The following is a 26,804-nucleotide window of genomic DNA, read 5'->3' as shown; positions in this document are numbered from 1 at the left end:
CCCTCTGCGCCCCAGCGCGCGGGGGGCTTTTTGTTACCGACGGCCGTGTAACACAACTGTGTGATACTTCTGCATTATCAAAACCTTCGTAAAGGAGAGATCATGTCAATCGATTGGGACGACAAATACGCGCGCGATGGGCTGACATTCGATGACGTGCTGCTCGTGCCAGCGGAGTCGCATGTGCTGCCCTCGCGCGCCGATGTCGGCACGCTGCTCACACGCAATATTCGCATGAATATTCCTATCACCAGTTCGGCTATGGATACCGTCACCGAACATCGGCTCGCCATCGCGCTGGCCCGCGAAGGCGGAATTGGCTTTATTCACAAAAACGTTTCGATCGACGAGCAGGCCGAAATGGTGCGCAAAGTCAAGCGTTCCGAAAGCGGCATGATCACCGACCCAATCACCATGGGGCCAGACAAAACCGTTGGCGATGCTCTCGATCTCATGGCCGAGTATCGCATTTCGGGTATTCCCATCACCAACGCCGAGCGCGAGCTGGTTGGCATTCTCACCAATCGCGATTTGCGCTTTGAAACCGAGCGCAGCCGGCCGATTCGCGAGCTGATGACTGCCCAAAATCTTGTTACCGTTGCCGAAGGCACTACGCTTGAACAAGCCAAAGAAATCCTGCACAAGCACCGCATCGAAAAGCTGCTGGTTGTCGATCGGCGCGGCAAACTTTCCGGCATGATCACCGTGAAAGATATTATGAAGCAGATCGAGCACCCGAACGCCTGCAAAGATGAGCAGGGCCGCCTGCGCGTTGGCGCGGCCATTGGCGCTTCCGGCGATTTCCTTGAGCGCGCGGCGACACTGGTGAAACTTGGCACCGACGTGCTGGTAATCGACACGGCGCACGGCCATTCGCAGGGCGTGCTGGAAGCAGTGCTGCGCGTGCGTGAAGCCTTCGCCGATATGCAAATTGTGGCGGGCAATGTGTCCACCGGCGCAGCCACTGCCGCGCTCTGCGAGCGCGGCGTCGATGCCGTCAAGGTTGGGCAGGGCCCCGGCAGCATCTGCACGACCCGCGTAGTGTCGGGCTCGGGCATGCCGCAAATCACCGCGATCAGCGATTGCGCGCGCGTGGCCGAGCGCTTCGGCGTGCCAATTATTGCCGATGGCGGCATCAAGTACAGCGGTGATATCGCTAAGGCACTCGCAGCCGGCGCGCACAGCGTGATGATCGGCTCGCTCTTCGCCGGCACCGAGGAAAGCCCGGGCGAGACCATTCTTTATGAAGGGCGCAGCTACAAGAGCTACCGTGGCATGGGCTCGATTGGCGCAATGCAGCGCGGAAGCGGCGACCGCTACTTCCAGAGCGCTGGCACTGGTAAAAAGCTCGTTGCCGAAGGAATTGAAGGCATGGTGCCTTACAAAGGCGTGCTTGGCGACACCATCTTCCAGCTTGTCGGCGGTCTGCGCTCGGGCATGGGCTATGTTGGCGCAAAAGATATAGAGGCGCTCCGCCGCGATGCGCGTTTCATTCGCATCTCAATGGCAGGCCTGGTCGAAAGCCATCCCCATGACGTTACCATCACCAAAGAAGCCCCAAACTACGAGCGCCGATAAACGCAGGAAAGCCCCGGCCAGCGCATATTGCTGGCCGGGGCTTCTCTTATGTGGCACTCGAGGTTACTCGCTATCCTGCATATATCGTTCGATCAGCCCAGCTAATTCATCCATATCGAACGGCTTATGAATAAATTCGTCGGCAATGCTCACATCTGGCGGCTTGCCGGCTGCGCTCATCAGCACAACTGGCACATCATGCAGGCGCGGATTGTGCTTCACCGCCGTCGCTAATTCAAGCCCATTCATTCGTGGCATCATAATATCGGAAATAACGAGCCCAGGCTGCTCTGAAGCAACGAGCAGCTGCTGGAGTGCTTCCTCGCCATTCGCGGCCATCGCGGGACGAAAGCCAAGGTCCTCAATCAGGGAGGCAACCATTTCTACGAGCACATACTCGTCGTCAACTACCAGGATCCAAGCCATAGCTGTATGTTTTCGCTAATCAGCTACCAAGCAAGCCCATATACAAACGCCTGTATGAGACCTTAACCAATTTGGCAATTGTCGGCATCAGTATCGAGACTGATTTTCTGTGCATGCTTGGCACGAAGCTTGCAAATATGTAGGAAGAAGAAAAATTGCTCTGAACATCAAAATTGAAGTTTGGCAGCAAACATTTGTAAGCACTTTCGTGGAGCTATAACAGAACTAGCTAGGAAGGAAGGCAGTCGATGAGCAGCATTGAGTTTAATTCACCATCCTACTATGAGCGCGCCCAAGAGCAGAAGCACCAGCAAACAATTATGTTAGCTGGCGGTCTTAGCGCCGTGCTGGCTATTATCGTAGGCGTGTGGCTGGCAGTGCGCACGCGTCGCCCACCAACACGCATTCAGCAGGCAGAAGCGACACTGGCCAATGCCGCAAGCCGCGCCGAGCAGGCTGCTCGTACCGTTCGCAAAAAAGCGCCTTCGCTGGTCGAGCGCGGTGCCGGGCAGGTTGAACAAGCAGCTCGCACAATTCGCAAGCAAGGCCCATCGTATGTCGAACGCAGCGGTTCACAGCTTGAGCAGTGGGGCCGATCGCTCCGCAAAAATGGGCCTGGTGTGCTTGTGAATGGGGCATCACGGGTGGAGCAGGCTGCCCGCACGGTTCGCAAGCAGGCGCCGGGTATGGTAGCGCAAGGCGCAACCCGGGCTGAACAGGCTGCCCGCACGGTTCGCAAGCAGGGGCCAGCGAAGCTGCGCGCCAGCTATGAGCAAACCGAACAGGCATGGAACCGCACCCGCGACTTTGGTACCGAGGTTGGTACCCAGGCTGGTCAGGTCATTGACAGTTCGCGCAAGGTTGGCGAAACCGTTGTCGGTACCGCCCAAAGCTTCACCGATAAACTGCGCAATCGCTTCAAATCGTAAGAAACGCCAAACTATTTCGCGGCCACCTGAGTGACACATCAATGCTAATCTTCTTGGGGCACCGGTTATTGAATTGACCGGTGCCCCAACGTTTTACCAATCGAACAGCATCTCAGAGTGCACTGAGAAACGATTGCGCATTAGCTGCACGCCGTATCGAGGCTAAATCGCAGGGCGGCGGCAATTGAAGTTAGATAAATTCAGCCTATATAATACTCGCACAGTACTAAATACCCATTTCGAATCACAAAGGATATGTTACAATAAGCATAGTCTGCTCGCATCTCATTCCTGCGGGCATTTTTAGTCGCTTCAACGGCTTGTCCCTGTCCGACAGTCGCTGCGTGCCCCCGCACGCGCCAACACCATGATGTGGTTTGAAGTTATGCCAACATTTCGCAAAGTCTCACCAGAAGATGCAAAAGCTTGGGCCTCTGCCCCAGCAATTCGCTCGCGCGCCGCTGATGATCGCTATACTTGGGTTGAACGCCCTGCGATGATCTTTCTAAGCGGCAAACCGCGTCCACTCAGCATGATTCCGCGCGTGGGCGATGTCGTGCGCCTCCGTGCGCCTGCTGGCTCACCTCCCGAGGAAGCTATTGGCGTTGTGTTTGACGTGCGAATACGTCAAGATGGCATCTGGACACATGTCCAGATTGCTATTAACAACGCCATGATCTGGACTTCAAAAAGCACGATTGCGGCGCACCTTGGGCGGCTCAAAGGAATTACCCGCGTTGATCAGCCCACCAAAATGCTCAACAATCGCGTCCATGGTGGTACTCACGGTTGGTTTGTGCGTATATACGAGGGAAAATCGCCGCACCTCGCGCGCACATTCAGCGATCTGACTGCTGGCGGTAAAATTGCTTCTCTTAAAGCTGCGCTGGCGTTCCATTCCGCACACGTAGGCCTCGACCCAGCCGATGGGATTGTTTTTCCCTAACTGAAGCCTCACCTAAAGGCGCAAAATAGCGTGGCGCGATCGTAACAGATCGCGCCATTTGGCGTTGTGAAGCTCATGCTATAATAATCACCGGAACGTGTTTTTCCACACTACTCTTATGTGCAACTCAATTGGCTTATAGTAGGTTTTGGCTCGCAGTTCTGCTTGTTGAGGTGCGCCAGCGTATTTTCTCTGCTGCCGCCGCGCAAAATACTTTTTCGCGCACAGCAATATACGCGAATTGTGCATAGAACTGATTTTGTGAGGGATTAAGAAGGTTTTTATGGCTTGGGTTGAACAAGTATTGTCCTACCTAAGTGCTCAAGGGCATCGTGTTACCGCGCCACGCCGCACTATTCTCGAACTTATGGCGCAGTATAATCACCCATTTAGCGCTGAGGAATTATTTAAGGATGCAGGGGGGGAGCAAGGCCCAATTGGTCGGGCCACTGTCTACCGAACAGTCGAATTGCTCTATGATGATCACTGGCTCGCGCGCGTTCATTGGAGCTCTGCGCGCTCAAGTACAACGCCCGACGACCACGCTTATGTACCTATTGAGCAGAGGCATCAACATCACCTTATATGCCGCAAATGTGGCGCTGCTACCGCATTTGAAGGATGTGATATTGATGTTTTGGTAGGGGGTTTGGCGAAACGACTGAATTTTCGAGTCGATGGGCATTGGCTCGAAATATACGGTCTTTGCCAAGTTTGCCAGCGCCAAGTATAAACATTCAGTACGCGAAGACGCATAGTTTGTTCTGGCGCTTATGTGTCGTTGAATAGATGCGTTATTGTGCTGTGAGCAACTGGCTTACAACTTGCACAAACGTATTCATCTTGAATGGCTTGCAAATAGCCTGCGTGCAGCCATATTCAATAGCAGCGCGGTGGGCGGTAGCCATCCCGTAGCCCGTAATGGCAAGAATTGGAACGTGCTGAAGCGCGGGTTCGGCACGAATATCGCCAGCCACTGTCCAACCGTCTATGCCGGGAAGGCCCATGTCAAGAACGATGAGCGCGGGACATTGCCGCCTGGCAAGCTCAAAAGCACTGACGCCATCCCCAGCCTCAATCACATCGTAGCCGTGGAGTGTTAGCGCGCGACGCGCTATCAATCGGGTGTCGACATCATCTTCAACGATGAGTACTTTGGGTTTTCCCGCAGCCGTGATCTCACGAGTGGCACTGACTTGGTTGTTTGTTGCTATCATGGCAGTTCCTCTCAAGTCCTTATAAGAACTGTAGCCATCATACTAGTGCTGTATTACCAACGAAGCAACCATAAGCGGTAAAAAATACAGGCGTGCAATCGCACGCCTGTACTAGTGGAGCGGGAGACGGGATTCGAACCCGCAGCCCTCTGCTTGGGAAGCAGATGCGCTACCATTGCGCCACTCCCGCGCGCCCCTACTCTAGCAGTTTTCAAGAGGCTTGTCAAGGAGCGTAAAACGCCCCGGCATGCGCAAAATAACAGCCCCGAGCAATATATTTTGCCCGGGGCTGTAACACGATGATGTAGTGGTACTTAGAAATCGCGCCGGCGCGGCCGATCGCGGTCGCCATTGCGGGGCGGGCCGCCGCGGCCACGATCGCCGCCGCCGGGGCCACCACGGCCACCGCCACCCGAGCGCGGCGCGCCGCCTGCGGCCCGGCGCTCCTCGGGCGACTCGCCCGTGAGGATTGCGCGGCGCGAGAGGCTGACCTTGCCAGTGCCAGAGTCAACGCCAATGACCATGACGTTGATTTCGTCGCCCAGGTTGACGACGTCTTCCACATTCTCGACGCGGTTAACGTCCAGCTCGGAAACGTGGACCATGCCGTCTTTGCCAGGAACGAGGTTGACGAACGCGCCAAACGGCATAATTCGTACAACCTTGCCCAGGAAGACGTCGCCGATCTTGATCTCGCGCGTCAGCGCCTCGATCAATGAGACGGCTTTCTTCGCGCCTTCGCCGTCGGCGGTCGAGACAAACACGCGGCCGTCGTCCTCGACATCGATCTGTGCGCCAGTGCTCTCGGTGATGCCACGGATGGTCTTGCCACCCGGGCCGATCAGCGCACCGATCTTTTCGGGATTGATCTGGATTGTGATGATGCGCGGCGCGAATTCCGACAGATCTTCGCGCGGCGAGCTGATCGCCGCTTCCATCTTGCCGAGAATAAACAGCCGGCCATCGCGGGCCTGCGCAAACGCCTGGCGCATGATGTCATAGGTGATGCCCGTGGTCTTGATATCCATCTGCAGCCCGGTGACACCTTCGCTCGTACCGGCGACCTTGAAGTCCATGTCGCCGAGCGCGTCTTCCAGGCCCTGAATGTCGGTCAGCACCTTCCACTGGCCTTCGGGGCCGGTGATCAGGCCCATCGCGACGCCCGCGACATGCCGCTTGATCGGCACGCCTGCGTCCATCAGCGAGAGGCTGGAGCCGCAGACCGACGCCATGGACGAGGAGCCGTTCGACGAAAGCACCTCGGAGACCAGGCGCATCGTGTAGGGAAATTCGTCCTTGCTGGGCAGAACCGCCAGCAGCGAGCGCTCGGCCAGCGCGCCGTGCCCAATGTCGCGGCGGCGCGGCGAGCCAATGCGGCGCGCTTCGCCAGTGCTGTAGGGCGGGAAGTTGTAGTGATGGATGTAGCGCTTGGTCGTCTCGATGCCAAGATCGTCGAGGCGCTGCTCGTCGCCTGGCGCGCCAAGCGTAGTGATGGTGAGCACCTGCGTCTGGCCGCGGGTGAAGAGGCCCGTGCCATGCACGCGCGGCACAACACCGGTGTCGATCGAGATCGGGCGGATCTCGGTGGTGTTGCGACCGTCGACGCGCTGGCCGCGCTCAAGGATCGTTGAGCGAACTTCTTCCTTCAGCAGCGCATCGAACGCCTTCTGCACCGCCTTGACGCGCGCGGGCATTTCTTCCTCGGGCTCGTCGGCGGTGAAGTGCGCGAGGACGTCCTGGCGCAGTGCTTCGGTGGCCTCGTCGCGCGAGCCTTTGTTCGAGTTGTTGATCGCGTCTTTCAGGCGGCGGCCCATGTAGCTGGTGACAGCCTCATTCAGCGAGGTGTCGGCGGCGGGCGCGACGAACTCGCGCTTGGGCCGGCCGGCCAGCGCCACCAGCTGCTCTTGCAGCTCGCAGATCTGCTTGCAGATCGCGTGGCCCTGCATGACAGCGTCGAGCATTTCGTCTTCGGTCAGCTCGTGCGCGCCCGCTTCAACCATCAGCACGGCCTCTTTGGTGCCAGCCACAACCAGGTCGAGCCGGCTGTTTGCCATGTCGGGCATTTCGGGGTTCATCACCAGCTGGCCGTCGAGGTGGCCAACCAGCGCCGCGCCGACCGGGCCGGCGAACGGGATGTCGGAGATCGCCAGCGCCGCCGAGGCACCAATGATCGCCAGCGGGCCCGGGTCGTTGATCATGTCAATCGAGAAGGTGGTGATGATGACCTGCACTTCGTTGCGGTAGCCCTTGGGGAAGAGCGGGCGCAGCGGGCGGTCGGTGAGGCGCGCCGTGAGAATGGCGGTGGTTGTGGGGCGGCCTTCGCGCTTGAAGAAGCTGCCGGGGATCTTGCCGGCCGAGTACATGCGCTCTTCGTAATCGACGGTCAGCGGGAAGAAATCGATCCCTTCGCGTGGCTCTTTTGCGCCGACCACTGTGGCCAGCAATACCGTATCACCATAGCGAACAGTCACCGCACCATCGGCCTGCTCGGCCAGCCGACCCGCCTCGAGGGTCAGCGTCCGTCCAGCTATCTCAGCGCTGACGGAATGAATTTGCCGTTCTGACATACACCCTTTCCTTGGTGAGCCGCACCTTGCGGCTTGTGATGGGTCGTTAGGTACTGGAGGCTGCGCGGGCTGGCATGGGCCTTCCCGTTCAAGCTCCAATCCCTAACGGCCCCAAACGAATAAACACGAACCTACAACAGACGCAAGCCCAGGGCACTATGCTCTGGGCTTGCGCAACACGAGCCAAATTGAACATGCGTGAGGAATGGTCGACGCGACATTCCAGCCTGGTTGGTCAGCAACTGGGCTGATAGCATCCTCGTTCGACCGCTCTCGCGCATTAGCGGCGCAGACCCAACCGCTCGATCAGCTGCCGATAGCGATCTTTATCTTTGCTGCTCAGGTAGGCCAGCAAGCGGCGCCGGCGACCCACCAGTTTCAACAAACCACGGCGCGAGTGATGATCGTGCGCGTGTGTTTTCAAATGTTCAATGAGCTGATTAATCCGCTCAGTCAGGAGGGCAACCTGCACCTCGGGGGAGCCGGTGTCGGCACCATGAACCTGGTAATCGGTGATGATACCAGTCTTTTCTTCTTTTTCCAGCGCCACAGATGTCTCCTTACTAATCGCGAGCAGGCCTGGCGCAGCCCGTCGTTCTGTTGTAAGCCAGACGGCATTATAGCATATCTTGCAATTTTGCGCACATTGTGTGTTCATATCGCTTTTCTGGGCTTGAAAGCAACCGAAAGCAGAACCAAAATTGGGATTGAGATATGGTATAGTTTTCTTTTCAGCTTGCTACCCTGCTCAAACGCCTTGCTTTCGAATGGTCTCGCTCAACGAAAGGTTTGCTGTATGCCAAGCGATTCTTTTCCCAGCTGGCAATCCGGCGCGATCAGCCACCGCGAAGCAATGCGCCGCCTGCTGTCCGATCTTGGCGAGGTTGAATCGCAGATTGCGCCGCTTGAGGCGGAAAAGGCCGAGCTGCGCGCCCAGATCTCCGAGGTGCTGGCCGAAATGGGCGGCCGCGCCGAGTCGGAGGGCTACCGGCTGACGATCACCTCGCCAGGCGTTTCAACCCGCTACGATGCAAAAGAAATTGATGGCATTGTGGAATATTTGCAGGCGCGCGGCGAGGATGAGATCGCGAACCTGATATTGCGGGCGCGCAAGGAAAGCGCCCGCGCCGGGCAGCTGCGGATTGTGCCGCCGGGCAGCGCGCGCAAGCCCGCGAGCGACGAGGCGCCGTTTTAGCCAGTGGTCAGGAACGAGGAGTCAGCAGGTTGCAGGCAGCAGTTTCCAAGTACTCTTCGGATTATTCGGAGTGTTGCACTATGCCAACCTGCAACCCGCTAACCTGCCAACCTGCGACTTTATCCCGGCACAATCGGCAGCAGAATATGCGATGGGTGCGCGGCGTCGTGCAAGATGTGCTGCTGCGCCGGGCGCATAGCCGTGGCGGTGGCAGGGTCTTCGCCGGTGTTCAGGTTGCGATCCCAGCGCGGGAAGCTGGCGCTGGCAATATCGACCCGGATGCAGTGGCCGACTTTGAAGACATTCGCCGTTGCCCACAGGTCGATGGTGAACTCGGTGGGCTGGCCGGGTTCGAGCGGCTCGGCGCGCGGGCCGTTGCGGTAGCGCGCCCGCACAATGCCGTCGGCCAGGTTTTGCGCGAAGCCGTTCGGATGCACATCTACGAGCCGCGCCACAAAGTCGGTGTCGGGCGCGTCGCTGGTGGCCCACAGCTTGACCAGCAGCGGGCCAGTCACTTCGGTGTCGCGCTCGAGCGGGGGAGTGGTGTAGCTCAGCACGTCGGCACGCGCCTCGACTGGGCGCTGGTCGCGTGGGCCGGGATTGTAAAGGGTGTGCATCAGCAGGTTGCCGCCAAGCGTTGGCGTGGGGTTGGCCGGGTCGTAAACGAAACCGTCGGGCGGCTCGGCGGCGGGTGGCTCGGCCGACAGCGCGCCGCCTGCGCGCAGGTAGAAGGGCGTATTCACAGCGCGGGCCAGCGGCCATTCGGCCTCGTCGCGCCAGCTATTCGCGCCCATCACAAACAGGCGCACCGGCGGCTCGGCGGCAATGCCGTTTTCCACGCCTTTCAGCCAGTGATCGAACCAGCGCAGCGTCAGGCCGGTCAGGTCGCTTTGCAGGTTCATCAGCGCCATCTGCGCGCGAAAGCCAAAGTCGAGATCGCCCACGGCGTTTGAGTAGTTCACATGCGACCACGGCCCCATCACCAGCTTCGACTGGCGGGCGGCCGGGGTGCTGCCCGCGCCGCGCAGGGCCGCAAAGCTCTGGAGCGAGCCACCCGTGAAGATGTCGTACCAGCCGCCGACGACGAGCGCGGGCACCTGCACATTCGCGTAGCCCGCGCGGATGGAGTAGGGCGCGAGGTAGGCCGGGTTTTCGGCATTCGCCAGCGCGGCCTGCAAATCGCCCAGCATGCCCGTGCGCGCCAGTGGCGCAAACTCGCCCAGCGGCAGCGCGCCGTAACCCTCGCCCCGCAGCCCGTCGATCTCGTTTACCACCTCCGCCAGGGCCTGCATCAGCTCGGCGGGCGGCTGGCCGGCAGCGCGCCGCACCGCCACGTCGAGCGCCAGCGCGTTCAGCTGCCAGTAGGCTTGCAGGCCCAGCTCAAGCGCGCCGCCGCGCCCAACCGTGCCGTCGAGCGCGTTCCACCACGTCAGCGCGGGCACGATTGCGCGCAGGCTCGGCGGCGCAGACTGGGCGGCCATCCACTGCGTGAAGCCGAGGTAGGACAGGCCATACATGCCCACTGCGCCGGTCGAGCCAGGCAGGCGCGCGGCCCACTCCACGCTGTCGTAGCCGTCGCTGGCTTCGTTTTCAAATACTGCCCACGCGCCGCCCGAGCGAAAGCGACCACGCACATCCTGCACCACCACAATATATCCGGCGCGCGCCATGCGCAGGGCATCGCCCACGGGCAGCACGCTGGCAAAATCCTTGCCGTAGGGTGTGCGCACCAGCGCCACCGGGTAGGGGCCACCATCGGCGGGGCGAAAGATATTTGCGCGCAGCTCGACGCCATCGCGCATGGCGGCAGGAACGTCGAACTCAACCGAAATCTGGTCGCTCATTGTTCGTCTTCCTTATAATAGCGTGGGGGTTGGCGTATTGTACTGCACGGCGCGAAACACGCAAGCGCCCGGCTGTGTAAGATCAGGCACCATACAGCAAAGGAGCAAGCCAATGGGCGATTCTATGAGCGCAGCCGCACTGCGCGAGCGCGTGGCAGGGAGCTATGCCGAGTTTACTGGCGCGGTGGATGCGCTAAGCGCCGCGCAGATCGAGCGGCCCGGCGCGCAGGACGAGTGGTCGGTGAAGGACATTCTGGCGCATGTGAGCTTCTGGCACAACCGCATGGCCGCGCTGCTGGAAGCGGTATTGAGCGGCAGCGCGCCCACGCCACTGAGCGAGCCGGGCGAAGAAATTGCTGCAACGGTCGACCGGGTGAACGCCGCGCACTATGCCGCCACCCGCGACCTGCCGGCCAATACGATCCGTGCCGATCTGGAGCATTCGTATGCGCGGGCAGTGGCAACGCTGGCGCGCCTGCGCGACGCCGACCTGGGCGATACCGGCGCGCTCAGCACGCTGCTGGGCGGCTCGGTGCTGGAGCTGATCGCGGGCGACACCTACGAGCATTATGCCGAGCACCTGCCGGCGATTCAGGCGCAGAACAAATAGCGCCGAGCGAAAAATCACAGAGCGCACCGAGGCCACTGAGTTTATTTTCTTCTCAGTGGCCACGGTGCGCTCTGTGGCTTCTCTTTTTGACGGTTGAAAAAGGCGTTGTGTTCGCTTGAGCGCCATCTGCGGCACACCGTGGCTGGCAATATAACGCCGCACGCCGATGCCCAGGCGGGCGCACTTGCGGCTCGTCCTTCCCCATTCAGGCACCCAAAATCGCCGCGCAGATCGCCGGGGCGCGGCGCAGCAGCCAGCCGCTGTCGGCGGTGCGCGCGCCCAGGATGGCGAAGGCCGTGTCGCTGGCGGGCACGTACCAGGCCAGGCAGCCCGACGCGCCGCTGTGCCCATACGAGTCGGGGCCGGCAGCGGGCGCAACCCAGTGCGGCGACTTCTGGCCGCGCACTTCGGGGCCAAGCCCCCATGGGCACGGCTCCCAGAACAGCGGCTCGACAAAACCGCCGCTCAGGCCGCCAGTCTGGTCGCATGTAGCCTCGGCACCCAGCTCGGCGCTCAGGAGCTGCCCGCCGCGAAAGGCGCGCACCAGCGCGATTGCGCCCGCCGCGTCGGTGACAAGGCCGGCCCAGGGCAGCGCCAGGCTGCGCCAGAACGGCGAGTTAAACGGCTCAAGCTCGGTTTCGGCATGTTGCCCGCGCACGCCTGCGAGCCGCGCCGGGGGTCGCGGCGGCTCGCTGCCGAGGGTTGCGGTGATGCCCAGCGGGCCAAGCACAAGGTCGTGCAGGGCGGCCGGGAACGCTTTTTCGGTGCGCCGCTCGACGGCCAGCGCCAGCAGGCCATAGCCAACATTGCTGTATTGCACGCGCTTGCCAGCCGGCGCGTCGGGCGCGGTGAGCAGGCAGGCCGTGCTGAGCGCAGCCCAGTCGAGCCCCTTGGCGTAGGCGGCGTGGCGCGGCGCAACGTCGATTGGCATGCCAGCAGTGTGGCACAAGAGCGCTCGCAAGGTCACGCCGGGCTGCGCGGCGGCGGCTTCGGGGACGTGATGCTCCAGCGGGTCGTCGAGCGCGAGCTGGCCCTGGTCGCACAGGCGCAGCACCGCCAGCGAAGTAGCCATTTTCGTCACCGAGGCGACGGGAAACAGCGTGTCGGCGGCGAGGTCAGTGCCGGCTGCGTCGCTGCCCTGCGCAACAAAAGCAAGCGGTTCGCTGGGCCGCGATACTGCCACAAGGATGCCCGGAACGTTCCCGCCCTGCAGGGCATGGCGCACGGCGGCTGCAATTGCATCGGTGTTCATGTTTCCTCGAATTCATCACGCGCCCACGGCCCGGCCAGCCAGGCCAGCAGCAGGTCGTAGCCCAGCAGGAACACGCCCTGCGGCACCACGCCCACGCCCATGCCCGCGCGCTCGGCGCGGCCGCGCGCCCCATGCAGCAGCGCCACGCCACCGGCAATATAGCCCACGTCGAGCGCGGCGTTGACCAGCAGGATCAGGCGGAAGCGCCGCGCCTCGCGCACGCCGTCGGTGCTGCCGCGCGCGATGTTGCGCCGCGCGCCGCGCCGGCCACCAGCCGCCAGCAGCGCATCGATTGCGCCCCAGGTGGCGGCCTGCAAGCCGGCGTGGCGCAGCACCGGGTTGCGGCTGGCCAGCAGCGGCACACTGGCGGCGATGCTGCTCAGGCCCCAGGCCAGCAGCCCGCCCAGCGCCCGGTGCTGAAAGGCAAAAAAGCCTGTTTGTGCGCGCATCGTTTTCTCACAAAGCTGGCGGATGTGCGGCAACTATACCACAGGCGCGCAGGGTTGTGGTCGGTTAGCAGGCCATAACCGCAGGTGAAAAGATTGCAACCAGCGCCGGATTGACGATGCCGGCACGATCAAGTATAAGTATGTTTGTGAAATAGCACGCAGCTTTTGAACGATTATGTCGCTTGCCCTTCTGAACAAGCAACGCATTGCTCGCTGGCGGCGCCTCTGGCGCTGGCGGATGCGCCTGCGCCCCAGCCGCAACCTGGCGATGGTGCTGGTGGCGCTGGTCGTTGGGCTGGGCGAGCCGCTGCTGTGCGTGGTGCACTGCCAGGTCTGGCTGCCACTGCTGTTCAGCCAGGCGAGCATGCAGCACATGCACCACCACCACATGGCAGGCATGGCGATGGACGACATGCCCGGCATGGCAATGGACGAAACCAGCGTCGCGGGCCAAGCGGCAAGCGATGCGGCTGCCTGCCACCTGCGTGGCGCGGGCGGTTCGGATGTGCCATTCCACGTGCCACCCTCGCCCGTGCACGAAGTTCTGCCGGCTTTCGCGTTCGTGCTGCTGCTGCTCACCCTTCTGCTGCGCATGCTGCCCGCGCCGCCGGGCCGCCCGCCGCACTTCTACCCGCCACCACCCCTGCGTCCCCCACGCCTGATCACAATCGCGTAACGTGCGCTGAACCTACCCGAACACTGCGCCATTGGCGCTGGTTCGCCGTTCGCACCGGTGTGCGGCACTGTGCCGCGCGCCCGCCGTTTCGGTATTGATTGTGAAAGGGATATACCTCCATGCCTCGCACCCTGATGCGCAGCGCGCTCGCGCTGCTGGCGACCGCGCTGCTGCTGCCGCTGACTGTTTCGCTGGCGCTGGCCCATGGCCACACCACGGTTGGCGATTACGAACTGGTGATTGGCTTCAAGAACGAGCCGGCCTACCAGGGCGAGCCCAACGGCCTCGATCTGAGCGTCACCAACACCAAAACCGGCAAGAAGGTCAACGACCTGGCCGACACGCTGAAAATCGAGCTGCTGTTTGGCGCGTCGAAGAAAGAGCTGACCCTTCGCCCGCAGTGGGGCGAAGATGGCGCGTACACCACGGATGTGCTGCCAACCGCCGATGGCGACTATACCTGGCACATCTGGGGCACGATCGAGAACACGCCGGTCGATGTCTCCATGATGAGCGGGCCCGAAACCTTTGGCGCAGTGAAGGCCAAGAGCACGGTGGCCTTCCCGGCTGCCGAGTCTACCCCAGCCGAGCTGAATGCGCAGGCGCAAGCCGCCGCACAGACCGCCCAGACCGCGCTGATCGTTGGCGGGCTTGGCGCGCTGATTGGCGTGGCCGGGCTGGCCGTGGCGGTGCTGGCGCTGCGCAGCCGCAAGCCGGTTGCTGCCAACACACAGCCACAGCGCACAGTTTAATCGACCGGCAGCCGCGCGCCTTGCTATCGGCGCGCGGCTGCCACACCGTTCTCATACTGGCTCGACGCGCGCAGCAGCGCAAAGGAACAACTATGAAAACCCGCCATCCCTGGTTTCGCGCCACGCTGAGCGCGACGCTGGCCTTTTTCCTTGCGCTGCTGGTGGCGCGGCCCGCGCTTGCGCACGCCAACCTCGTCCGCTCGGTGCCTGCGGCTGGCGCAACGCTCGACGCCAGCCCGCCCTCGATTGAAATGGAGTTTACCGAAGACCTCGACCCGAGCTTCAGCCGCATCCAGCTTTTCGACAGCAGGAATCAGCTGATCGAAAAAGGGCCCGGCGAAGTCACGCCCGCAAACACGAAAATCATGCGCCTGATCATCCCCGACCTGGAAAAAGGCAGCTACACCGCGATCTGGCGCGTGCGCTCATCCGCCGATGGGCATATCACTCAGGGGAGTTTGCCCTTTGGCGTGGGCGTGGCCGCGAGCGCCGGCAGCCTCATCCCCGCGCCCGGCACGCCCGACCCGGCCACGCTCACGCCCGCGCCCGCCGACGCGCTGGCGCGCTGGCTGAACTACCTCGCGGCCATGCTGGCGCTGGGCGCAGCACCCTTCGCTGTGCTGGTGTGGCGGCCGGCCTTCCGCCGCTGGCAGGAAAACGACGACGCGCGCCTTGCCGCCGATGCCGCCATGACGGGCGTTTTGCGGCGGCTGCTGTTCGTCGGCAGCATCGCGTTTCTGCTGACGAACCTGTTCTTTCTGCTCACGCAGGCTGCCACTGCCGCCGAGGTGCCGCTGCTCGCCGCCATCGGCGCGCCGTTGGTGCAGCTGCTGCGCGGCAGCACGGGTCTGCTGTGGCTGGCGCGCCTGGCGCTCATTCTTCAGCTGGTGGTGCTGGCATGGCGCTTGCCGCTGGCTGGCAGCGGGCCAGCGCGGCTGTGGTGGGTGTCGCTGGCGATCGGCGGCGTGGTGCTGCTGACGTTTAGCCTGCTTTCGCACGCTGCCGCCAGCACGCAGGCGCTGGTTGCCGTGCCGCTCGACTGGCTGCACCTGGCCGCGATGGTTGCGTGGCTGGGCGGCCTGCCCGGCCTGCTGGCGGCGGTGCTGGCCGCGCGCCGCGCGCCCGAGCGCGCCCTGCCGCTGAGCCTGCTCATCCCGCGCTTCACCCGCGTGGCGCTGCCCAGCGTGGTTGCGCTGACGCTGACCGGCGTGTACCAGTACTCCCTGCACATCCAGCAGCTCGACCTGCTGGCGGCCACGACCTATGGCCGGGCGCTGGTGGTGAAAGTTGTGGTGTTCGCCGTTCTGGTGGCGCTGGGCGCGCTGAACATGCTCATCCTGACGCGGCGGCTGCGCGGCGGCAACCAGACTCCGGCGCGGGCGTTTGGCCGCACCGTGCGCGTCGAGCTCCTTGTTGGCGCGCTGGTGCTGCTGCTGGCCGCCGTGATGACGGGCGTCGCGCCGAGCCTGGCCGCCTGGGAAGCGCATGAGCAGCAGGGCATTGCGCAAACTGCCACACAAGGGGATGTTGACCTGACGCTGCGGATCGCGCCCGCGCAGATTGGCGACAACGAGTTTGCGGTGGATGTGACCGACCGCCGGCCCGGCGCAGAAGCCGCGCAGACCAAAGTACTGATGCATTTCGACATGCAGGGCATGGAAATGGAGGGCGTGCAAACCGAGGCCAAGGCCAGCACCGGCCAGCGCTACCTGGCGCGCGGCAACTTCACCACCATGGGCGGGCGCTGGCATATTGGCGTAACCCTGCGCCGCGCCGGCTTCGACGACGTGCAGCACACCTTTGAGGTGGATATTCTGCGCGGCGCGCCATTTGTGATTACAGAATAGTGCTTTCGCAATCGCAAAAAGAAACGCCTCTGACTGTGTGTCAGGGGCGTTTCTTGCAATTGTGCGAGAAAACTACGCCTCGACTGGCGCGGCGTCGGCGTCCTCGCGAATGTCCTTCAGGGTCGAAAGGTCGCGCATGCGCTCGGTGAACAGCACGCCGTCGAGGTGATCGAGCTCGTGCTGGAGTGCGCGGGCCAGCAGCCCATAGGCCTTGCGGATGCGCTGGCGCTTGCCCTTCAGGTCGGTATAATCGACCGTCACCCAGCTGGCGCGCGGCACCTCGCCATAGCGGCCGGGCAGGCTCAGGCAGCCTTCGCCGCCGATCTCTTCCTTGTCGCTCTGCTTCACAATTTCGGGGTTGATCAGCACATAATTCTGCTCGGGCGCAACCTCAATGACGCTGCCGTCGGGCTGCTCTTCTTCCTCGGGCGGAATCCAGATCACCGCGATGCGCTGGCTGATGCCGATCTGCGGCGCGGCCAGGCCCACACCATTGGCGGCGTGCATGGTTTCGAACATATCGGCGGCCAGCGCCTGGAGCGCGGGCGTGAACTGCTTGACGGCGTGGGCGCGGGTTTTGAGCACGCGCTTGTCGTCGGGGTCTTCTATCTGTAAAATGCGTCGCTGCGCCATGGTGTGGCTTCCTTATCGCGTAGAACCAGTAGTTGGCGCTATTATAGCATAGGACTTCGGGGCGCGCTGTGTGGTGTTTTGCCATTATAAAAAGCGCAGAAATATCTGGCTACAGAGAACACGGAGACCACCGAGTTGTTGCATGCCACAGTGTCTCCATCTCCCACCCCCGGAATTTCATTCCCACGGATTGAGCAGCGCGACGCCAGCGTGCGCGAAATCGGCTGCGTTGCGCGTGACCAGGGTAATTCCGTGGTGCAGCGCCAGCGCCGCAATCAGCGAGTCGATTGCTGGCAAGGGCCGACCTGCACGCTCAAGCTCGCCGGTAAGCTGGCCCCACACAAGCATCACATCAAGATCAAGGGTCAGGATGCGCCCGCTGAAGCGCAGCACCAGATCATTCGCAAGCCACTCAGCCAGCGCGTCTTTCCGCGCCGAAGCAGGTAATTTCTCAATGCCTTTGCGCAGCTCACCAATCGTGATTACGCTCACAAAAATGTGGCTCGGGTCGCAGCTGTCGATCCATTCCAGCACGCGCGGGTTGGGCTTTCTGGCAACCAGCTCAGAAATAACATTCGTATCGAGCAAATAGTTCATAGCTCAAGCGTCCCGCGCTCGGCGCTGGTGTCGCGGGTGAGATCGAGTTTCGCGTCAGCCAGCGGCGACTCGCGAAAAAACGCCGACAGCGGCTGTTGCGCCAGTTGAAGTTTGCGATATTCCGCATACGAAAGCACAACCGCTGTTTCAACCCCACGCCTGGTAATGAGCTGCGGGCCGTTCTTCAGCGCTTCTTCCACCACTTCACTGAACTTATTTTTGGCTTCTTGCAATTGCCAGGTGCGCGCCATATTGTCGTCCTTTCGTATCTGTCTAGACTGTCTAGATTATATTGTTAATCGAAATATACGTCAAGATACCAAGTTTCTTTAACTAGCCCGAATGATTGGTGCCTTGGTGCCTTGGTGGTTAAAGGTTTCAGGTTTGCTATCTGGTATATTTTCACTTCGCTTGCCCATCTATCGCCTATGGTATAATACGCGGCGCATTGGAATGATGAGGAAGTGGCATGCCCACGCTTGCGATCGTTATCGTCAGCTATAACACCCGCGACCTGCTGCGCGATTGCCTGCAATCCATCCAGCCCGGCGCGGCGCAATTCCCACTCGACATCTGGGTGGTCGACAATGCCTCGCGCGACGGCAGCACCACTATGGTGCGCGATGAATTCCCGCATGTTCATGTGATCGACAGCCCGCGCAACGGCGGCTACGCCTACGCAAACAATCTCGCGCTGCGGAGGATCACGGCAGATGCAGGGCAGGAAATGCAGGATGCGCAGAGCATCCCATCCCCCGAATACGTGCTGCTGCTGAACCCCGACACAGTTGTGCCGGCGGGCGCGCTCGACGCGCTGGTGGGCTTCATGGAAACGCATCCCGAGGTTGGCGCGTGCGGGCCAAAGCTGCTGCTTGCCGACGGCTCGCTCGACCTGGCGTGCCGGCGCTCGTTTCCCGCGCCAAGTGCATTCGTCTACCGCGCGCTGGGCCTTTCCAAGCTATTTCCGCGCAGCAAACGCTTTGGCAGCTACAACATGACCTACCTCAGCCCCGATGTGCAGACCGAGGTCGACGCAGTGGTGGGCGCGTGCATGCTGGTGCGCGGCGGCGTCGTGCGCGAGGCTGGCCTGCTCGACGAAGCCTACTTTATGTATGGCGAAGACCTCGACTGGGCCTACCGCATCAAGCAGTATGGCTGGAAGATCATGTATGTGCCGAGCGCGACGGTGCACCACTACAAGCGCGCCTCCAGCCGCCAGCGCCCGTTCCAGTCGATCCGCGCCTTCTACGACGCGATGCGCGTGTTTCACCGCAAGCACTACGCCGCGACCACGCCCGCGCCCCTGAATTTCGCGATCGAAGCGGGCATTACGCTGAAGGAGTATCTGAGCCTTGGCCGCAATCTCCTCCGCCCCTCAGCCGCACGCCGCGTCGGGTAGGCGCGTGCGCCCACGGCCCTGGGTATCGCGCCTGCTGCTCACGCTGGCGGTGATGGGGTGCGATGCGCTGGCTGTGAATATTGCCTTTCTTGGCACCTACCGCTGGGGCCTGCTCGCCAACCCCGACCTGCAAACCGAGCTGGCCGCCAGCAGCCCGTTTGTGGCCGAAATTTTCGTGCTGCTGTATAACCTGATCTTTGCGATTACGTTTGCGGCGGTTGGGCTATATACACTGCGGCGCGGCGCGTCGCGCGTGGACGAGGCATTCAAAATCGTGCTGGGCGTGTCGCTCGGCACCTTTGTGCTCTACATGGCCAACGCGCTTCTGTCGCTGGGCCTGTTCAACGGCGACGATCTGCCGCTCGACCAGCAGGTGGTCGCGCTGGCGTGGCTTTCGGCCATTGTCATCACCACCTTTCTGCGCCTGATCTACCGGCGCGTGCTGGCAATGCTGCGCCAGCGCGGCATCGACACCCGGCGCGTGCTGATTGTTGGCGCGCGCGAGCCGGGCCGGCTGGTGCTGGCGACCATTCGCCGCAACCCGAGCCTGGGCTACCGCATGCGCGGCTTTCTTTCCGACCATACACCCGTTGGCGAGATGGTGGACGAGGTGCCGGTGCTGGGCCGCACGCAGGCGCTGGGCCGCGTGATCCGCGCCACGCAGGCCGACGAAGTGATTATCGCGCTGTCGGGCCGTTCATCCAACGAAGTGCTCGACGTCGTCGCACTGGCCGAGGACGAGTCGGTTGAGATCAAGCTCTACCCCGACGCCTTCCAGCTGATTACGAACAATGGCGTGTCGATTGGCGACGTGAGCGGGCTGCCGCTGATTGGCGTGAAGAACGTCGCACTCGACAACCCGCTCAACCGCGCGCTGAAGCGCACACTCGACATCGTCGTCTCGATGCTGGTGCTGACATTCACCTCGCCAGTGATGCTGCTGATCGCCGCGCTGATACGGATCGATTCGCGCGGGCCGGTGTTTTTCGCGCAGGAGCGCGTCGGGCTCGATGGCAAGCCCTTCCCGACGATCAAGTTCCGCACCATGCGCGTCGATGCGCCCGCGCTTGGCAACTGGACGACCAAAGACGACCCGCGTGTGACGGGCATTGGCGCGTTTCTGCGGCGCTACTCGCTCGACGAGCTGCCGCAGTTCATTAACGTGCTGCGCGGCGAAATGAGCGTGGTTGGCCCGCGCCCCGAGCAGCAGGTCTGGGTGGAAAAGTTCAGCCAGAGCATCCCGCGCTACATGCGCCGCCATAAGCTCAAGGCCGGCATCACCGGCTGGGCGCAGGTGAATGGGCTGCGTGGCGACACCAGCATCGAGGAGCGCACCCGCTACGACCTGTACTACATCGACTACTGGTCGCTCCTGTTCGACATCAAGATCATTATTCAAACCGGCATTGCAATTCTGCAGGGCGAAAATCGGGGATACTGACGCTGCCGGCAGTCGGCAGTCGGCAGGCACACGGTGTTCCAGGAATTCAACGACTCTCAGCGGTACTGCGTACTGCTGGCTGCATACTGAGGAGCTGGCATGGCCGAACTCTACAACCTCACAATCGCCGAAGCGCGCGCGCGGCTCGACGCCGGCGAGATCACGTCGGCCGAACTGACCGAGGCGCTGCTCGACCGCATTGCGGCGGTGGATAATCAGGTGCGCGCATACCTCGCCATTAGCGACGACCTGGCGATGGAGCAGGCCCGCGCTGCCGATGCCCGCCGCGCGCAGGGCGCAAGCGCCGGCCCGCTCGACGGCATCCCGCTCGCGATCAAGGACGTGATCACCACCGAAGGTCTGACGACCACTTGCGGCTCGAAAATTCTTGAGAACTTTGTGCCGCCCTACGACGCCACTGCTGTCGCGCGCCTGAAAGACGCGGGTGCGGTGCTGCTCGGCAAAACCAACTGCGACGAGTTTGCCATGGGCTCATCCACCGAGCGCAGCGCCTTTTTCCCCACGCGCAACCCGTGGGATCTTGAGCGCGTGCCGGGCGGTTCCAGCGGCGGCTCGGCGGCGGCAGTGGCGGCCAGCGCCGCGCTTGGCTCGCTCGGCACCGACACGGGCGGCAGCATCCGCCAGCCCGCCTCGCTGTGCGGCGTCACCGGCTTGAAGCCGACCTACGGCCGCGTGTCGCGCTATGGCCTGGTGGCGTTTGGCTCGTCGCTCGACCAGATCGGCCCATTTGCGTGGACGGCGCGTGACTGCGCGCTGATCCTGAGCGCAATCGCGGGTGCCGACCCGCGCGACTCGACAGCCGCGCCCCAGCCCGTGCCCGACTACGCCGCCGCGCTTAGCGGCGATGTGCGCGGGCTGCGCGTGGGCGTGCCGAAAGAGTATTTTGTGGATGGCATGGAGCCGGGCGTGGAGGCGGCTGTGCGCGGCGCGCTCGACGTGCTGCGTGACAATGGCGCCGAGCTCGTGGAAGTGTCGCTGCCGCACACCAAGTACGCCCTGCCGGTCTACTACATCATCGCCCCGGCCGAGGCCAGCGCCAACCTGGCGCGCTACGACGGCGTGCGCTATGGCGAGAAGCAGCCCGGCGACAGCTACTGGGACGAGCTGGAGCGCACGCGCGGCAGCGGCTTCGGCGCGGAGGTGCGCCGCCGCATCATGCTCGGCACCTATGCGTTGTCGGCGGGTTATTACGACGCCTACTACAAGCGCGCCCAGCAGGTACGCACGCTCATCCGCCGCGACTTCGAGCAGGCCTTTGCGCAGGTCGACATTCTGGCCGCGCCAACCGCGCCAACCGTGGCGTTCAAGATTGGCGCGAAAACCGACGACCCGCTGGCGATGTACCTCGAAGACGTCTGCACGCTGCCGATCAACCTGGCCGGCGTGCCGGGCTTGGTCGTGCCGTGCGGCTTCAGCGAAGACCTGCCGGTAGGTTTGCAGCTGATCGGCCGGCCCTTCGACGAAAGCACGCTGCTGCGCGTGGGCGACGCCTACCAGCGCGTGACCGACTGGCACACGCGCCGGCCCGCGCTCACACCCGACGAGTAGGAGTTCCAAACCACGAAGACACGAAGACACGAAGCGTTTAAGTTTTGCTTCAAACGCTTCGCGAACTTCTCAGCTTCGAAACTTCGTGGTTCCCGATATGCAAGCACAGGCACGATTCTGGCTGATACGAAGGAGGACGCAAGGCGAACGACGACGCGCTTTCGTCCTCCCTCTTTCGTCTTTCGTCTTGCGAGGAGCACCATGGAAAGTCGCGTGAAAGTTCTCGGCCACGGCACCCACCCGATTCTGGTTGGGCTGCCTATCGGCCTGCTCGCCAGCGCAGTTGGCTTCGATCTGCTGGGCCTGATCACTGGCGATAAGAAGTGGCGCCAGATCGCCTTCTGGAACATGGCCGCCGGCTGCCTGAGTGGCTGGGTCTCGATGGTTCCCGGCGCGATCGACTGGTGGTTTCTGCCGTGGGGCACGCGCGCCAAACGCATCGGCCTGATCCACGCGATCATCGGCGACACGACCATCAACCTGTTTGCGGCTAGCTGGTGGGCGCGCCGCCACGACCCCGAAAACCCGCCCATGAAGGCGACAGTTCTGGCCCTGCTTGGCGGCGCGACGCTTGGCGCGGTGGGCTGGTTTGGCGGCGAGCTGGTGCAGCGCATGGGCGTCTCGGTCGATGACGACGCCAACCTGGACGCGCCAAACTCGCTTTTTGCCGACGATTAAGCACCACAGAGGCACAGAGAACGCAGAGGTTTTAAGCCACTTGTGTTCTCTGTGCCTCTGTGGTGAGTTCGGCTACTTGTGGACGAGGTACTCATCGGGCGCGCGCACGAAGCTTTTGCGGCAGGCCGGGCAGCAGAAATAGAACGTTTCGCCACCATGTTCGCAGGTGTATTTGGCCCCCGCGATCTCGACACTCATGCCACAAACCGGGTCGATTGCCTCCGCCGGGGTGGCTGCGGGCGGCGCTTCCGCCACTTCCTGCCACGCCAGGTCGGCCAGCCCGCGCCGGCACTGCACGATTTCCGCCATAATGCTCAGCGCGATCTCGTCGCCGCGCCGCGCCCCAATATTCAGCCCCGCCGGCGACTTGAAGCGCGCCAGCTGCTCGAGCGCAAAGCCCTGATCGGCCAGATAATCGCGCACCTGCGTGGCACGCTTGCGGCTCGCCACTAACCCGATATAGGGCGCAGGAGTCGCCAGCGCCTGCTCAAGCGCCAGCTCGTCGTACTGGCCGTGCGTGGCAATCAGAATGAACGTCACCGGCGTGACGCGCCCGGCCAGCGCGGGCAGCTCGGTCAGCAGCTCGTCGGCATAGGGCGGCGCGGCGCCGTGGTGCGCCGGGTCGACCACAATTGTGCGGTAGCTCATCGCCCGCGCCAGCTCGGCCAGCGCGCGCGCCACCGGCAGGCCGCCTACCACGATCAGGCGTGGCTGCGGCTGCTGCGGCTCGATATAGATTTCCAGTGTTCCACCGCTAAAACAGGTCATTGGCACATCCAGCAAGCCCTCGCGTGGCGGCTGCGATGCCGGGTCGGGCGAGAGCCGCACGAAGCGACTTTCGTCGCTGCGCAGCGCCGCCAGCGCCTCGCGGATGACGGTCGGCTGCGCGCAGCTACCGCCGATCCAGCCGTACATCGTGCCATCGGCCGTCACAATCGCCTTGTCGCCGGGCTTGCCCGAAGTTGGCCGCTCGGCGCGCACCACCGTCGCCGTCGCGAACGGCACGCCCCCCTCGCGCAAGGCGTGGGCTTTGGAAAAAAACTCATCGTACATGGCATGCCTCAAGTAAGGGCGCAGCAGCCACAAAGCATCTGGTATATGAAAGCTTCCCTGGCTGCTGCGCCCCTAACGGTCAATCCGTATGCCGGTCTGCTGCGACCCTACCGATCAATCGGTGACGCCGTGATCGCGCAGGATCTTCCACACCTTCTGCGGCGTGATCGGGATGTCGACGTGGCGCACGCCCAGGTGCCATAGCGCATCGACCACCGCGTTGGCGATCGCGGGTGGCGCGCCCACGGTTGGCGACTCGCCCACGCCCTTCGCGCCGATCGGGTGGTGCGGCGAGGGCGTGATGGTCTTGCCCAGCTCCCACTTCGGCGTTTCCACCGCCGTGGGCAGCAGATAATCCATAAACGTGCCGGTCAGGTTCGTGCCGTTTTCGTCGTACACAATCTCTTCGAACAGCGCCGGCGCGAGGCCCATGGTCAGGCCGCCGTGGATCTGGCCTTCGACCACCAGCGGGTTGATGATGTTGCCGCAGTCGTCAACCGCCACAAAGCGCCGCACCTTCACCTCGCCCGTGCCCGAGTCGATATCCACCACCGCGATGTACGAGCCGAACGGGAAGGTCAGGTTCGGCGGATCGTAGTAGTCGGTGGCTTCGAGGCCCGCTTCCATCCCCGGCGGGTGGTTCGTGTACGCTGCAAACGCGATGTCTTGAATGGTCTTGGCCTGTTCGGGTGAGCCCTTCACCTGCCAGCGGTCGATGTTCCACTCCAGGTCATCCTCGCCAACTTCGAGCAGGTAGGCCGCGATCTTGCGGGCCTTGGCGCGGATTTTGCGCGCAGCCATGGCCGCCGCCGCGCCAGCGGTTGGCGTCGAGCGGCTGGCGTAGGTGCCCAGGCCATAGGGCGCGGTGTCGGTGTCGCCTTCTTCCACCTCGATGTCGTTAGCCGGCAGGCCCAGCTCCTCGGCCACGATCTGCGCGTAGGTGGTTTCGTGGCCCTGGCCCTGCGATTTCGTGCCGAAGCGCGCAATCGCCTTGCCGGTCGGGTGAATGCGGATCTCGGCGCTGTCGAACATCTTGATGCCCAGGATGTCGTAGTCGCGCGAGGGGCCAGCGCCTACCACTTCGGTGAAGCTGGAAATGCCGATGCCCATGAACTCGCCGCGGGCGCGCTTTTCGGCCTGCTCCTTGCGCAGATCGTCATAGCCCAGAATGTCCATCGCCACCTTGAGCGCCGCGCCATAGTTGCCGCTGTCGTACTCCCAGCCGGTTGGCGATTTGTAGGGAAACTGCTCGGGCTTGATGAAGTTCTTCATGCGGAAGGCGGCCGGGTCTTCGCCCAGCTCGTGCGCCATGATGTCGGCCATGCGCTCGATCATGTGCACGGCCTCGGTCACGCGGAACGAGCAGCGGTAGGCCACACCGCCCGGCGGTTTGGTGGTGTAGACGCCATCCACGGCCACGTGCGCGGCCTTCATGTCATACGAGCCGGTGCAGATCGAATACAGGCCGGCCGGGAACTTCGAGGGGTTGGCGGCAGCGTCGGCCGCGCCGTTGTCGGCCAGCGTCTTCACGCGCAGGCCCGTAATCCTGCCGTCGGCGTCGGCCGCCATCTGCGCGGTAATATGGTAGTCGCGCGCAAACGAGTCGGCCTGCAGGTTCTCGCTGCGGTCTTCGATCCACTTGACCGGCTTGCCCGTCACAATGCTGGCGACCGCGCAGCAGACATAGCCGGGGTAGACCGGAACTTTGCCGCCGAAGCCGCCGCCAATGTCGGGCGAGATGATCTGGATTTTCTGCTCGGGGATGCCGCTCACCAGCGCGAACACAGTGCGGTGCGCGTGCGGGGCCTGCGAGGTCATGTAGATGCGCAGCTTGCCGGTGATCTTGCTGTAGTCGGCAACCATGCCGCACGTTTCGATCGACGCGACGTGGATGCGCGGGATGTACATGTACTGCTCGACGACCTTGGCCGCGCTGGCAAACACCTCGTCGGTCGCGTCTTTATTGCCAGCTTCCCAGTGCCAGATGTGGTTGGTCTTGTCTTCCTTGTCGTCGCGAACGATCACTTCGTCCTTGAGCGCCTCGAAGGGATCGACAACTGGCGGCAGCGGCTCGTACTCGACATCGACATGCTGGATTGCGTCGGCGGCAGTGTAGCGGTCGGTCGCGACCACCACGCACACTTCCTGCGCGTAATAGACCACTTTCTCAATCGGCAGCACCATCTGCGTGTCCGACATGAGCGTGGGCATCCAGTGCAGGTTGCCAGCCGCTTTCAGGTCTTCGCCCGTGATCACGGCCAGCACGCCGGGGATTTTCAGCGCCTCGCTGGCGTCGATCTTCTTGATTTTGGCGTGAGCATAGGGGCTGCGCACAATGTCCATGTACAGCATGCCCGGCAGCTTCACGTCGTCCACGTAGTTGCCGCGCCCCTGAATGAAACGCGGGTCTTCCTTGCGCTTCATGCGGTGGCCCATGCCGCAGACGTTTGCCGGCGTGGTGACGCGCACATCGTGGGTCGTTTCGACCGTGGCCGACGCGCCAGCCGGCGCGGGCGTGTGGAACTCAACGCGGTCGTCGAGATGGCGACCACTGCTCAGATCCAGATCCTTCATCGGGTTATCGCTCATGCGGGTACCTCCTCGGGCTGCTCGCGCAGCTTGGCCGCCGCGTACTGGATGGCCTCGACGATTTTGACATAGCCCGTGCAGCGGCACAGGTTGCCCGAAATCGCGTGGCGAATCTCGTCTTCGCTGGGGTTGGAGTTTTGCGCCAGCAGCGCCTTGGCCGTCATGATCATGCCGGGCGTGCAGAAGCCGCACTGCAGGCCATGCTGCTCCCAGAAGCCTTCCTGCAGCGGGTGCAGCGCGCCGCCCTGCGCCACGCCCTCGATCGTATCGACTGCGCGGCCATCGGCCTGAACGGCGAAGACCGTGCAGCTCTTGACGGGCGTGCCGTCGAGGTGGACGGTACACGCGCCGCAGCTGGTGGTGTCGCAGCCGATGTGCGTGCCGGTGAGGCCAAGCTGCTCGCGGATGAAGTGCACCAGCAGCGTGCGGCTTTCGACCTCGACGCTGCGCTGCTCGCCGTTGATAGTGACGGATATTGTGTGTTTGCTCATGCAATTTGATCCTTGGTGTTGGGGCGAAGCATTCGCCGATGTTGGGGCGATGCGTTCGCCGATGTT

General features: G+C 62.8%; 26 protein-coding genes and 1 tRNA gene. 13 read left to right on the top strand and 14 right to left on the bottom strand.

The window, feature by feature from the left end:
- The first annotated feature begins 102 nt into the window (after positions 1-102).
- Positions 103-1,578 (top strand): IMP dehydrogenase, encoded by a 1,476-nt coding sequence (gene guaB, locus M1P90_RS32180; protein ID WP_483699903.1) that lies wholly within the window; start codon positions 103-105, stop codon positions 1,576-1,578.
- A 63-nt stretch (positions 1,579-1,641) separates the two neighbouring features.
- Here guaB and M1P90_RS32175 read toward each other — a convergent pair whose 3' ends face one another.
- Complete coding sequence (locus M1P90_RS32175) at positions 1,642-2,004, bottom strand: response regulator (RefSeq protein ID WP_483699901.1); 363 nt, start codon at positions 2,002-2,004, stop codon at positions 1,642-1,644.
- A gap of 248 nt (positions 2,005-2,252) precedes the next feature.
- On the opposite strand from M1P90_RS32175, the gene M1P90_RS32170 reads away from it, so the two are divergent.
- From M1P90_RS32170 to M1P90_RS32160, 3 genes are all read left to right on the top strand, one after another.
- Complete coding sequence (locus M1P90_RS32170; protein ID WP_483699899.1) at positions 2,253-2,933, top strand: hypothetical protein; 681 nt, start codon at positions 2,253-2,255, stop codon at positions 2,931-2,933.
- A gap of 367 nt (positions 2,934-3,300) precedes the next feature.
- On the top strand, positions 3,301-3,879 hold the full coding sequence (locus tag M1P90_RS32165; protein ID WP_483699898.1) for a hypothetical protein: 579 nt from the start codon (positions 3,301-3,303) through the stop codon (positions 3,877-3,879).
- A 283-nt stretch (positions 3,880-4,162) separates the two neighbouring features.
- Positions 4,163-4,612 (top strand): Fur family transcriptional regulator, encoded by a 450-nt coding sequence (locus M1P90_RS32160; RefSeq protein WP_483699897.1) that lies wholly within the window; start codon positions 4,163-4,165, stop codon positions 4,610-4,612.
- Between the two features lie 61 nt (positions 4,613-4,673).
- Here the strand turns inward: M1P90_RS32160 and M1P90_RS32155 are convergent, their stop codons facing one another.
- The 4 genes from M1P90_RS32155 to rpsO form a co-directional block, all read right to left on the bottom strand.
- Positions 4,674-5,096, bottom strand: a complete 423-nt coding sequence (locus M1P90_RS32155; RefSeq protein ID WP_483699896.1) for a response regulator — start codon at positions 5,094-5,096, stop codon at positions 4,674-4,676.
- Between the two features lie 115 nt (positions 5,097-5,211).
- Positions 5,212-5,286 (bottom strand) — tRNA-Gly (locus tag M1P90_RS32150).
- Positions 5,287-5,410: 124 nt separating this feature from the next.
- On the bottom strand, positions 5,411-7,663 hold the full coding sequence (pnp, locus tag M1P90_RS32145) for a polyribonucleotide nucleotidyltransferase (protein ID WP_483699895.1): 2,253 nt from the start codon (positions 7,661-7,663) through the stop codon (positions 5,411-5,413).
- A gap of 280 nt (positions 7,664-7,943) precedes the next feature.
- Positions 7,944-8,213, bottom strand: coding sequence for a 30S ribosomal protein S15 (gene rpsO / locus M1P90_RS32140; protein ID WP_483699894.1), 270 nt, complete (start codon positions 8,211-8,213; stop codon positions 7,944-7,946).
- A gap of 246 nt (positions 8,214-8,459) precedes the next feature.
- Between rpsO and M1P90_RS32135 the strand changes: the two genes are divergently transcribed.
- A complete protein-coding gene (locus tag M1P90_RS32135; protein WP_483699893.1) occupies positions 8,460-8,858 on the top strand; it encodes a hypothetical protein in 399 nt (132 codons plus the stop codon).
- Positions 8,859-8,977: 119 nt separating this feature from the next.
- Here the strand turns inward: M1P90_RS32135 and M1P90_RS32130 are convergent, their stop codons facing one another.
- Complete coding sequence (locus M1P90_RS32130) at positions 8,978-10,702, bottom strand: CocE/NonD family hydrolase (protein ID WP_483699892.1); 1,725 nt, start codon at positions 10,700-10,702, stop codon at positions 8,978-8,980.
- Between the two features lie 112 nt (positions 10,703-10,814).
- On the opposite strand from M1P90_RS32130, the gene M1P90_RS32125 reads away from it, so the two are divergent.
- Complete coding sequence (locus M1P90_RS32125; RefSeq protein WP_483699891.1) at positions 10,815-11,312, top strand: ClbS/DfsB family four-helix bundle protein; 498 nt, start codon at positions 10,815-10,817, stop codon at positions 11,310-11,312.
- A gap of 205 nt (positions 11,313-11,517) precedes the next feature.
- Here the strand turns inward: M1P90_RS32125 and M1P90_RS32120 are convergent, their stop codons facing one another.
- Positions 11,518-12,564, bottom strand: a complete 1,047-nt coding sequence (locus tag M1P90_RS32120) for a serine hydrolase domain-containing protein (protein ID WP_483699890.1) — start codon at positions 12,562-12,564, stop codon at positions 11,518-11,520.
- A complete protein-coding gene (locus M1P90_RS32115) occupies positions 12,561-13,013 on the bottom strand; it encodes a DUF6992 family protein (RefSeq protein WP_483699889.1) in 453 nt (150 codons plus the stop codon). Before M1P90_RS32115 ends, M1P90_RS32120 begins: the two co-directional genes overlap by 4 nt.
- A 175-nt stretch (positions 13,014-13,188) precedes the next feature.
- Here M1P90_RS32115 and M1P90_RS32110 point away from each other — a divergent pair, with 175 nt between their 5' ends.
- The 3 genes from M1P90_RS32110 (at position 13,189) to M1P90_RS32100 (ending at position 16,288) form a co-directional block, all read left to right on the top strand.
- Positions 13,189-13,689: a hypothetical protein gene (locus tag M1P90_RS32110; RefSeq protein ID WP_483699887.1), complete on the top strand. Its 501-nt coding sequence runs from the start codon at positions 13,189-13,191 to the stop codon at positions 13,687-13,689.
- A gap of 119 nt (positions 13,690-13,808) precedes the next feature.
- The gene (locus M1P90_RS32105) at positions 13,809-14,441 is read left to right on the top strand and encodes a hypothetical protein (protein WP_483699886.1); all 633 of its coding nucleotides are present in this window, start codon (positions 13,809-13,811) and stop codon (positions 14,439-14,441) included.
- A gap of 92 nt (positions 14,442-14,533) precedes the next feature.
- Positions 14,534-16,288, top strand: a complete 1,755-nt coding sequence (locus M1P90_RS32100) for a CopD family protein (protein ID WP_483699885.1) — start codon at positions 14,534-14,536, stop codon at positions 16,286-16,288.
- 72 nt (positions 16,289-16,360) lie between these two features.
- Here M1P90_RS32100 and def read toward each other — a convergent pair whose 3' ends face one another.
- The 3 genes from def to M1P90_RS32085 form a co-directional block, all read right to left on the bottom strand.
- On the bottom strand, positions 16,361-16,921 hold the full coding sequence (gene def, locus M1P90_RS32095; RefSeq protein ID WP_483699884.1) for a peptide deformylase: 561 nt from the start codon (positions 16,919-16,921) through the stop codon (positions 16,361-16,363).
- A 177-nt stretch (positions 16,922-17,098) separates the two neighbouring features.
- Complete coding sequence (locus tag M1P90_RS32090; protein WP_483699883.1) at positions 17,099-17,518, bottom strand: PIN domain-containing protein; 420 nt, start codon at positions 17,516-17,518, stop codon at positions 17,099-17,101.
- Positions 17,515-17,769 carry a type II toxin-antitoxin system Phd/YefM family antitoxin gene (locus M1P90_RS32085; RefSeq protein WP_483699882.1) on the bottom strand — a complete coding sequence of 85 codons (255 nt, stop codon included), beginning with the start codon at positions 17,767-17,769 and terminating at the stop codon, positions 17,515-17,517. Before M1P90_RS32085 ends, M1P90_RS32090 begins: the two co-directional genes overlap by 4 nt.
- A gap of 218 nt (positions 17,770-17,987) precedes the next feature.
- Between M1P90_RS32085 and M1P90_RS32080 the strand changes: the two genes are divergently transcribed.
- The 4 genes from M1P90_RS32080 to M1P90_RS32065 all read left to right on the top strand — a co-directional run bounded on the left by M1P90_RS32080 (position 17,988) and on the right by M1P90_RS32065 (position 22,605).
- A complete protein-coding gene (locus M1P90_RS32080; RefSeq protein WP_483699881.1) occupies positions 17,988-18,917 on the top strand; it encodes a glycosyltransferase family 2 protein in 930 nt (309 codons plus the stop codon).
- The gene (locus M1P90_RS32075) at positions 18,871-20,358 is read left to right on the top strand and encodes an undecaprenyl-phosphate glucose phosphotransferase (protein WP_483699880.1); all 1,488 of its coding nucleotides are present in this window, start codon (positions 18,871-18,873) and stop codon (positions 20,356-20,358) included. Before M1P90_RS32080 ends, M1P90_RS32075 begins: the two co-directional genes overlap by 47 nt.
- A 99-nt stretch (positions 20,359-20,457) precedes the next feature.
- A complete protein-coding gene (gene gatA / locus M1P90_RS32070; RefSeq protein WP_483699878.1) occupies positions 20,458-21,927 on the top strand; it encodes an Asp-tRNA(Asn)/Glu-tRNA(Gln) amidotransferase subunit GatA in 1,470 nt (489 codons plus the stop codon).
- 201 nt (positions 21,928-22,128) lie between these two features.
- On the top strand, positions 22,129-22,605 hold the full coding sequence (locus tag M1P90_RS32065) for a DUF2231 domain-containing protein (RefSeq protein WP_483699877.1): 477 nt from the start codon (positions 22,129-22,131) through the stop codon (positions 22,603-22,605).
- Between the two features lie 72 nt (positions 22,606-22,677).
- Here the strand turns inward: M1P90_RS32065 and M1P90_RS32060 are convergent, their stop codons facing one another.
- From M1P90_RS32060 to M1P90_RS32050, 3 genes are all read right to left on the bottom strand, one after another.
- Positions 22,678-23,658: an XdhC family protein gene (locus tag M1P90_RS32060; RefSeq protein ID WP_483699875.1), complete on the bottom strand. Its 981-nt coding sequence runs from the start codon at positions 23,656-23,658 to the stop codon at positions 22,678-22,680.
- A gap of 114 nt (positions 23,659-23,772) precedes the next feature.
- The gene (locus tag M1P90_RS32055) at positions 23,773-26,247 is read right to left on the bottom strand and encodes an aerobic carbon-monoxide dehydrogenase large subunit (RefSeq protein WP_483699873.1); all 2,475 of its coding nucleotides are present in this window, start codon (positions 26,245-26,247) and stop codon (positions 23,773-23,775) included.
- Positions 26,244-26,738 carry a (2Fe-2S)-binding protein gene (locus M1P90_RS32050; RefSeq protein ID WP_483699871.1) on the bottom strand — a complete coding sequence of 165 codons (495 nt, stop codon included), beginning with the start codon at positions 26,736-26,738 and terminating at the stop codon, positions 26,244-26,246. The genes M1P90_RS32055 and M1P90_RS32050 overlap by 4 nt, the downstream gene beginning before the upstream one ends.
- Between the last annotated feature and the right edge of the window lie 66 nt (positions 26,739-26,804).

This window comes from Kouleothrix sp. 19917 (genome assembly GCF_057073505.1).
This window is presented reverse-complemented; position numbering and strand designations above follow the sequence as displayed.

Excerpts from the sequence above, each read along its gene's own strand:
- M1P90_RS32080 (WP_483699881.1), top strand. The coding sequence starts at position 17,988 with ATGCCCACGCTTGCGATCGTTATCGTCAGCTATAACACCCGCGACCTG.
- M1P90_RS32105 (WP_483699886.1), top strand. The coding sequence starts at position 13,809 with ATGCCTCGCACCCTGATGCGCAGCGCGCTCGCGCTGCTGGCGACCGCG.
- guaB (WP_483699903.1), top strand. The coding sequence starts at position 103 with ATGTCAATCGATTGGGACGACAAATACGCGCGCGATGGGCTGACATTC.
- M1P90_RS32135 (WP_483699893.1), top strand. The coding sequence starts at position 8,460 with ATGCCAAGCGATTCTTTTCCCAGCTGGCAATCCGGCGCGATCAGCCAC.
- M1P90_RS32055 (WP_483699873.1), bottom strand. The coding sequence starts at position 26,247 with ATGAGCGATAACCCGATGAAGGATCTGGATCTGAGCAGTGGTCGCCAT.
- M1P90_RS32155 (WP_483699896.1), bottom strand. The coding sequence starts at position 5,096 with ATGATAGCAACAAACAACCAAGTCAGTGCCACTCGTGAGATCACGGCT.
- gatA (WP_483699878.1), top strand. The coding sequence starts at position 20,458 with ATGGCCGAACTCTACAACCTCACAATCGCCGAAGCGCGCGCGCGGCTC.
- M1P90_RS32060 (WP_483699875.1), bottom strand. The coding sequence starts at position 23,658 with ATGTACGATGAGTTTTTTTCCAAAGCCCACGCCTTGCGCGAGGGGGGC.
- M1P90_RS32090 (WP_483699883.1), bottom strand. The coding sequence starts at position 17,518 with ATGAACTATTTGCTCGATACGAATGTTATTTCTGAGCTGGTTGCCAGA.
- M1P90_RS32110 (WP_483699887.1), top strand. The coding sequence starts at position 13,189 with ATGTCGCTTGCCCTTCTGAACAAGCAACGCATTGCTCGCTGGCGGCGC.
- M1P90_RS32050 (WP_483699871.1), bottom strand. The coding sequence starts at position 26,738 with ATGAGCAAACACACAATATCCGTCACTATCAACGGCGAGCAGCGCAGC.
- M1P90_RS32170 (WP_483699899.1), top strand. The coding sequence starts at position 2,253 with ATGAGCAGCATTGAGTTTAATTCACCATCCTACTATGAGCGCGCCCAA.
- M1P90_RS32175 (WP_483699901.1), bottom strand. The coding sequence starts at position 2,004 with ATGGCTTGGATCCTGGTAGTTGACGACGAGTATGTGCTCGTAGAAATG.
- M1P90_RS32115 (WP_483699889.1), bottom strand. The coding sequence starts at position 13,013 with ATGCGCGCACAAACAGGCTTTTTTGCCTTTCAGCACCGGGCGCTGGGC.
- pnp (WP_483699895.1), bottom strand. The coding sequence starts at position 7,663 with ATGTCAGAACGGCAAATTCATTCCGTCAGCGCTGAGATAGCTGGACGG.
- M1P90_RS32120 (WP_483699890.1), bottom strand. The coding sequence starts at position 12,564 with ATGAACACCGATGCAATTGCAGCCGCCGTGCGCCATGCCCTGCAGGGC.
- M1P90_RS32065 (WP_483699877.1), top strand. The coding sequence starts at position 22,129 with ATGGAAAGTCGCGTGAAAGTTCTCGGCCACGGCACCCACCCGATTCTG.
- M1P90_RS32100 (WP_483699885.1), top strand. The coding sequence starts at position 14,534 with ATGAAAACCCGCCATCCCTGGTTTCGCGCCACGCTGAGCGCGACGCTG.
- M1P90_RS32160 (WP_483699897.1), top strand. The coding sequence starts at position 4,163 with ATGGCTTGGGTTGAACAAGTATTGTCCTACCTAAGTGCTCAAGGGCAT.
- M1P90_RS32085 (WP_483699882.1), bottom strand. The coding sequence starts at position 17,769 with ATGGCGCGCACCTGGCAATTGCAAGAAGCCAAAAATAAGTTCAGTGAA.
- M1P90_RS32130 (WP_483699892.1), bottom strand. The coding sequence starts at position 10,702 with ATGAGCGACCAGATTTCGGTTGAGTTCGACGTTCCTGCCGCCATGCGC.
- M1P90_RS32125 (WP_483699891.1), top strand. The coding sequence starts at position 10,815 with ATGGGCGATTCTATGAGCGCAGCCGCACTGCGCGAGCGCGTGGCAGGG.
- def (WP_483699884.1), bottom strand. The coding sequence starts at position 16,921 with ATGGCGCAGCGACGCATTTTACAGATAGAAGACCCCGACGACAAGCGC.
- M1P90_RS32165 (WP_483699898.1), top strand. The coding sequence starts at position 3,301 with ATGATGTGGTTTGAAGTTATGCCAACATTTCGCAAAGTCTCACCAGAA.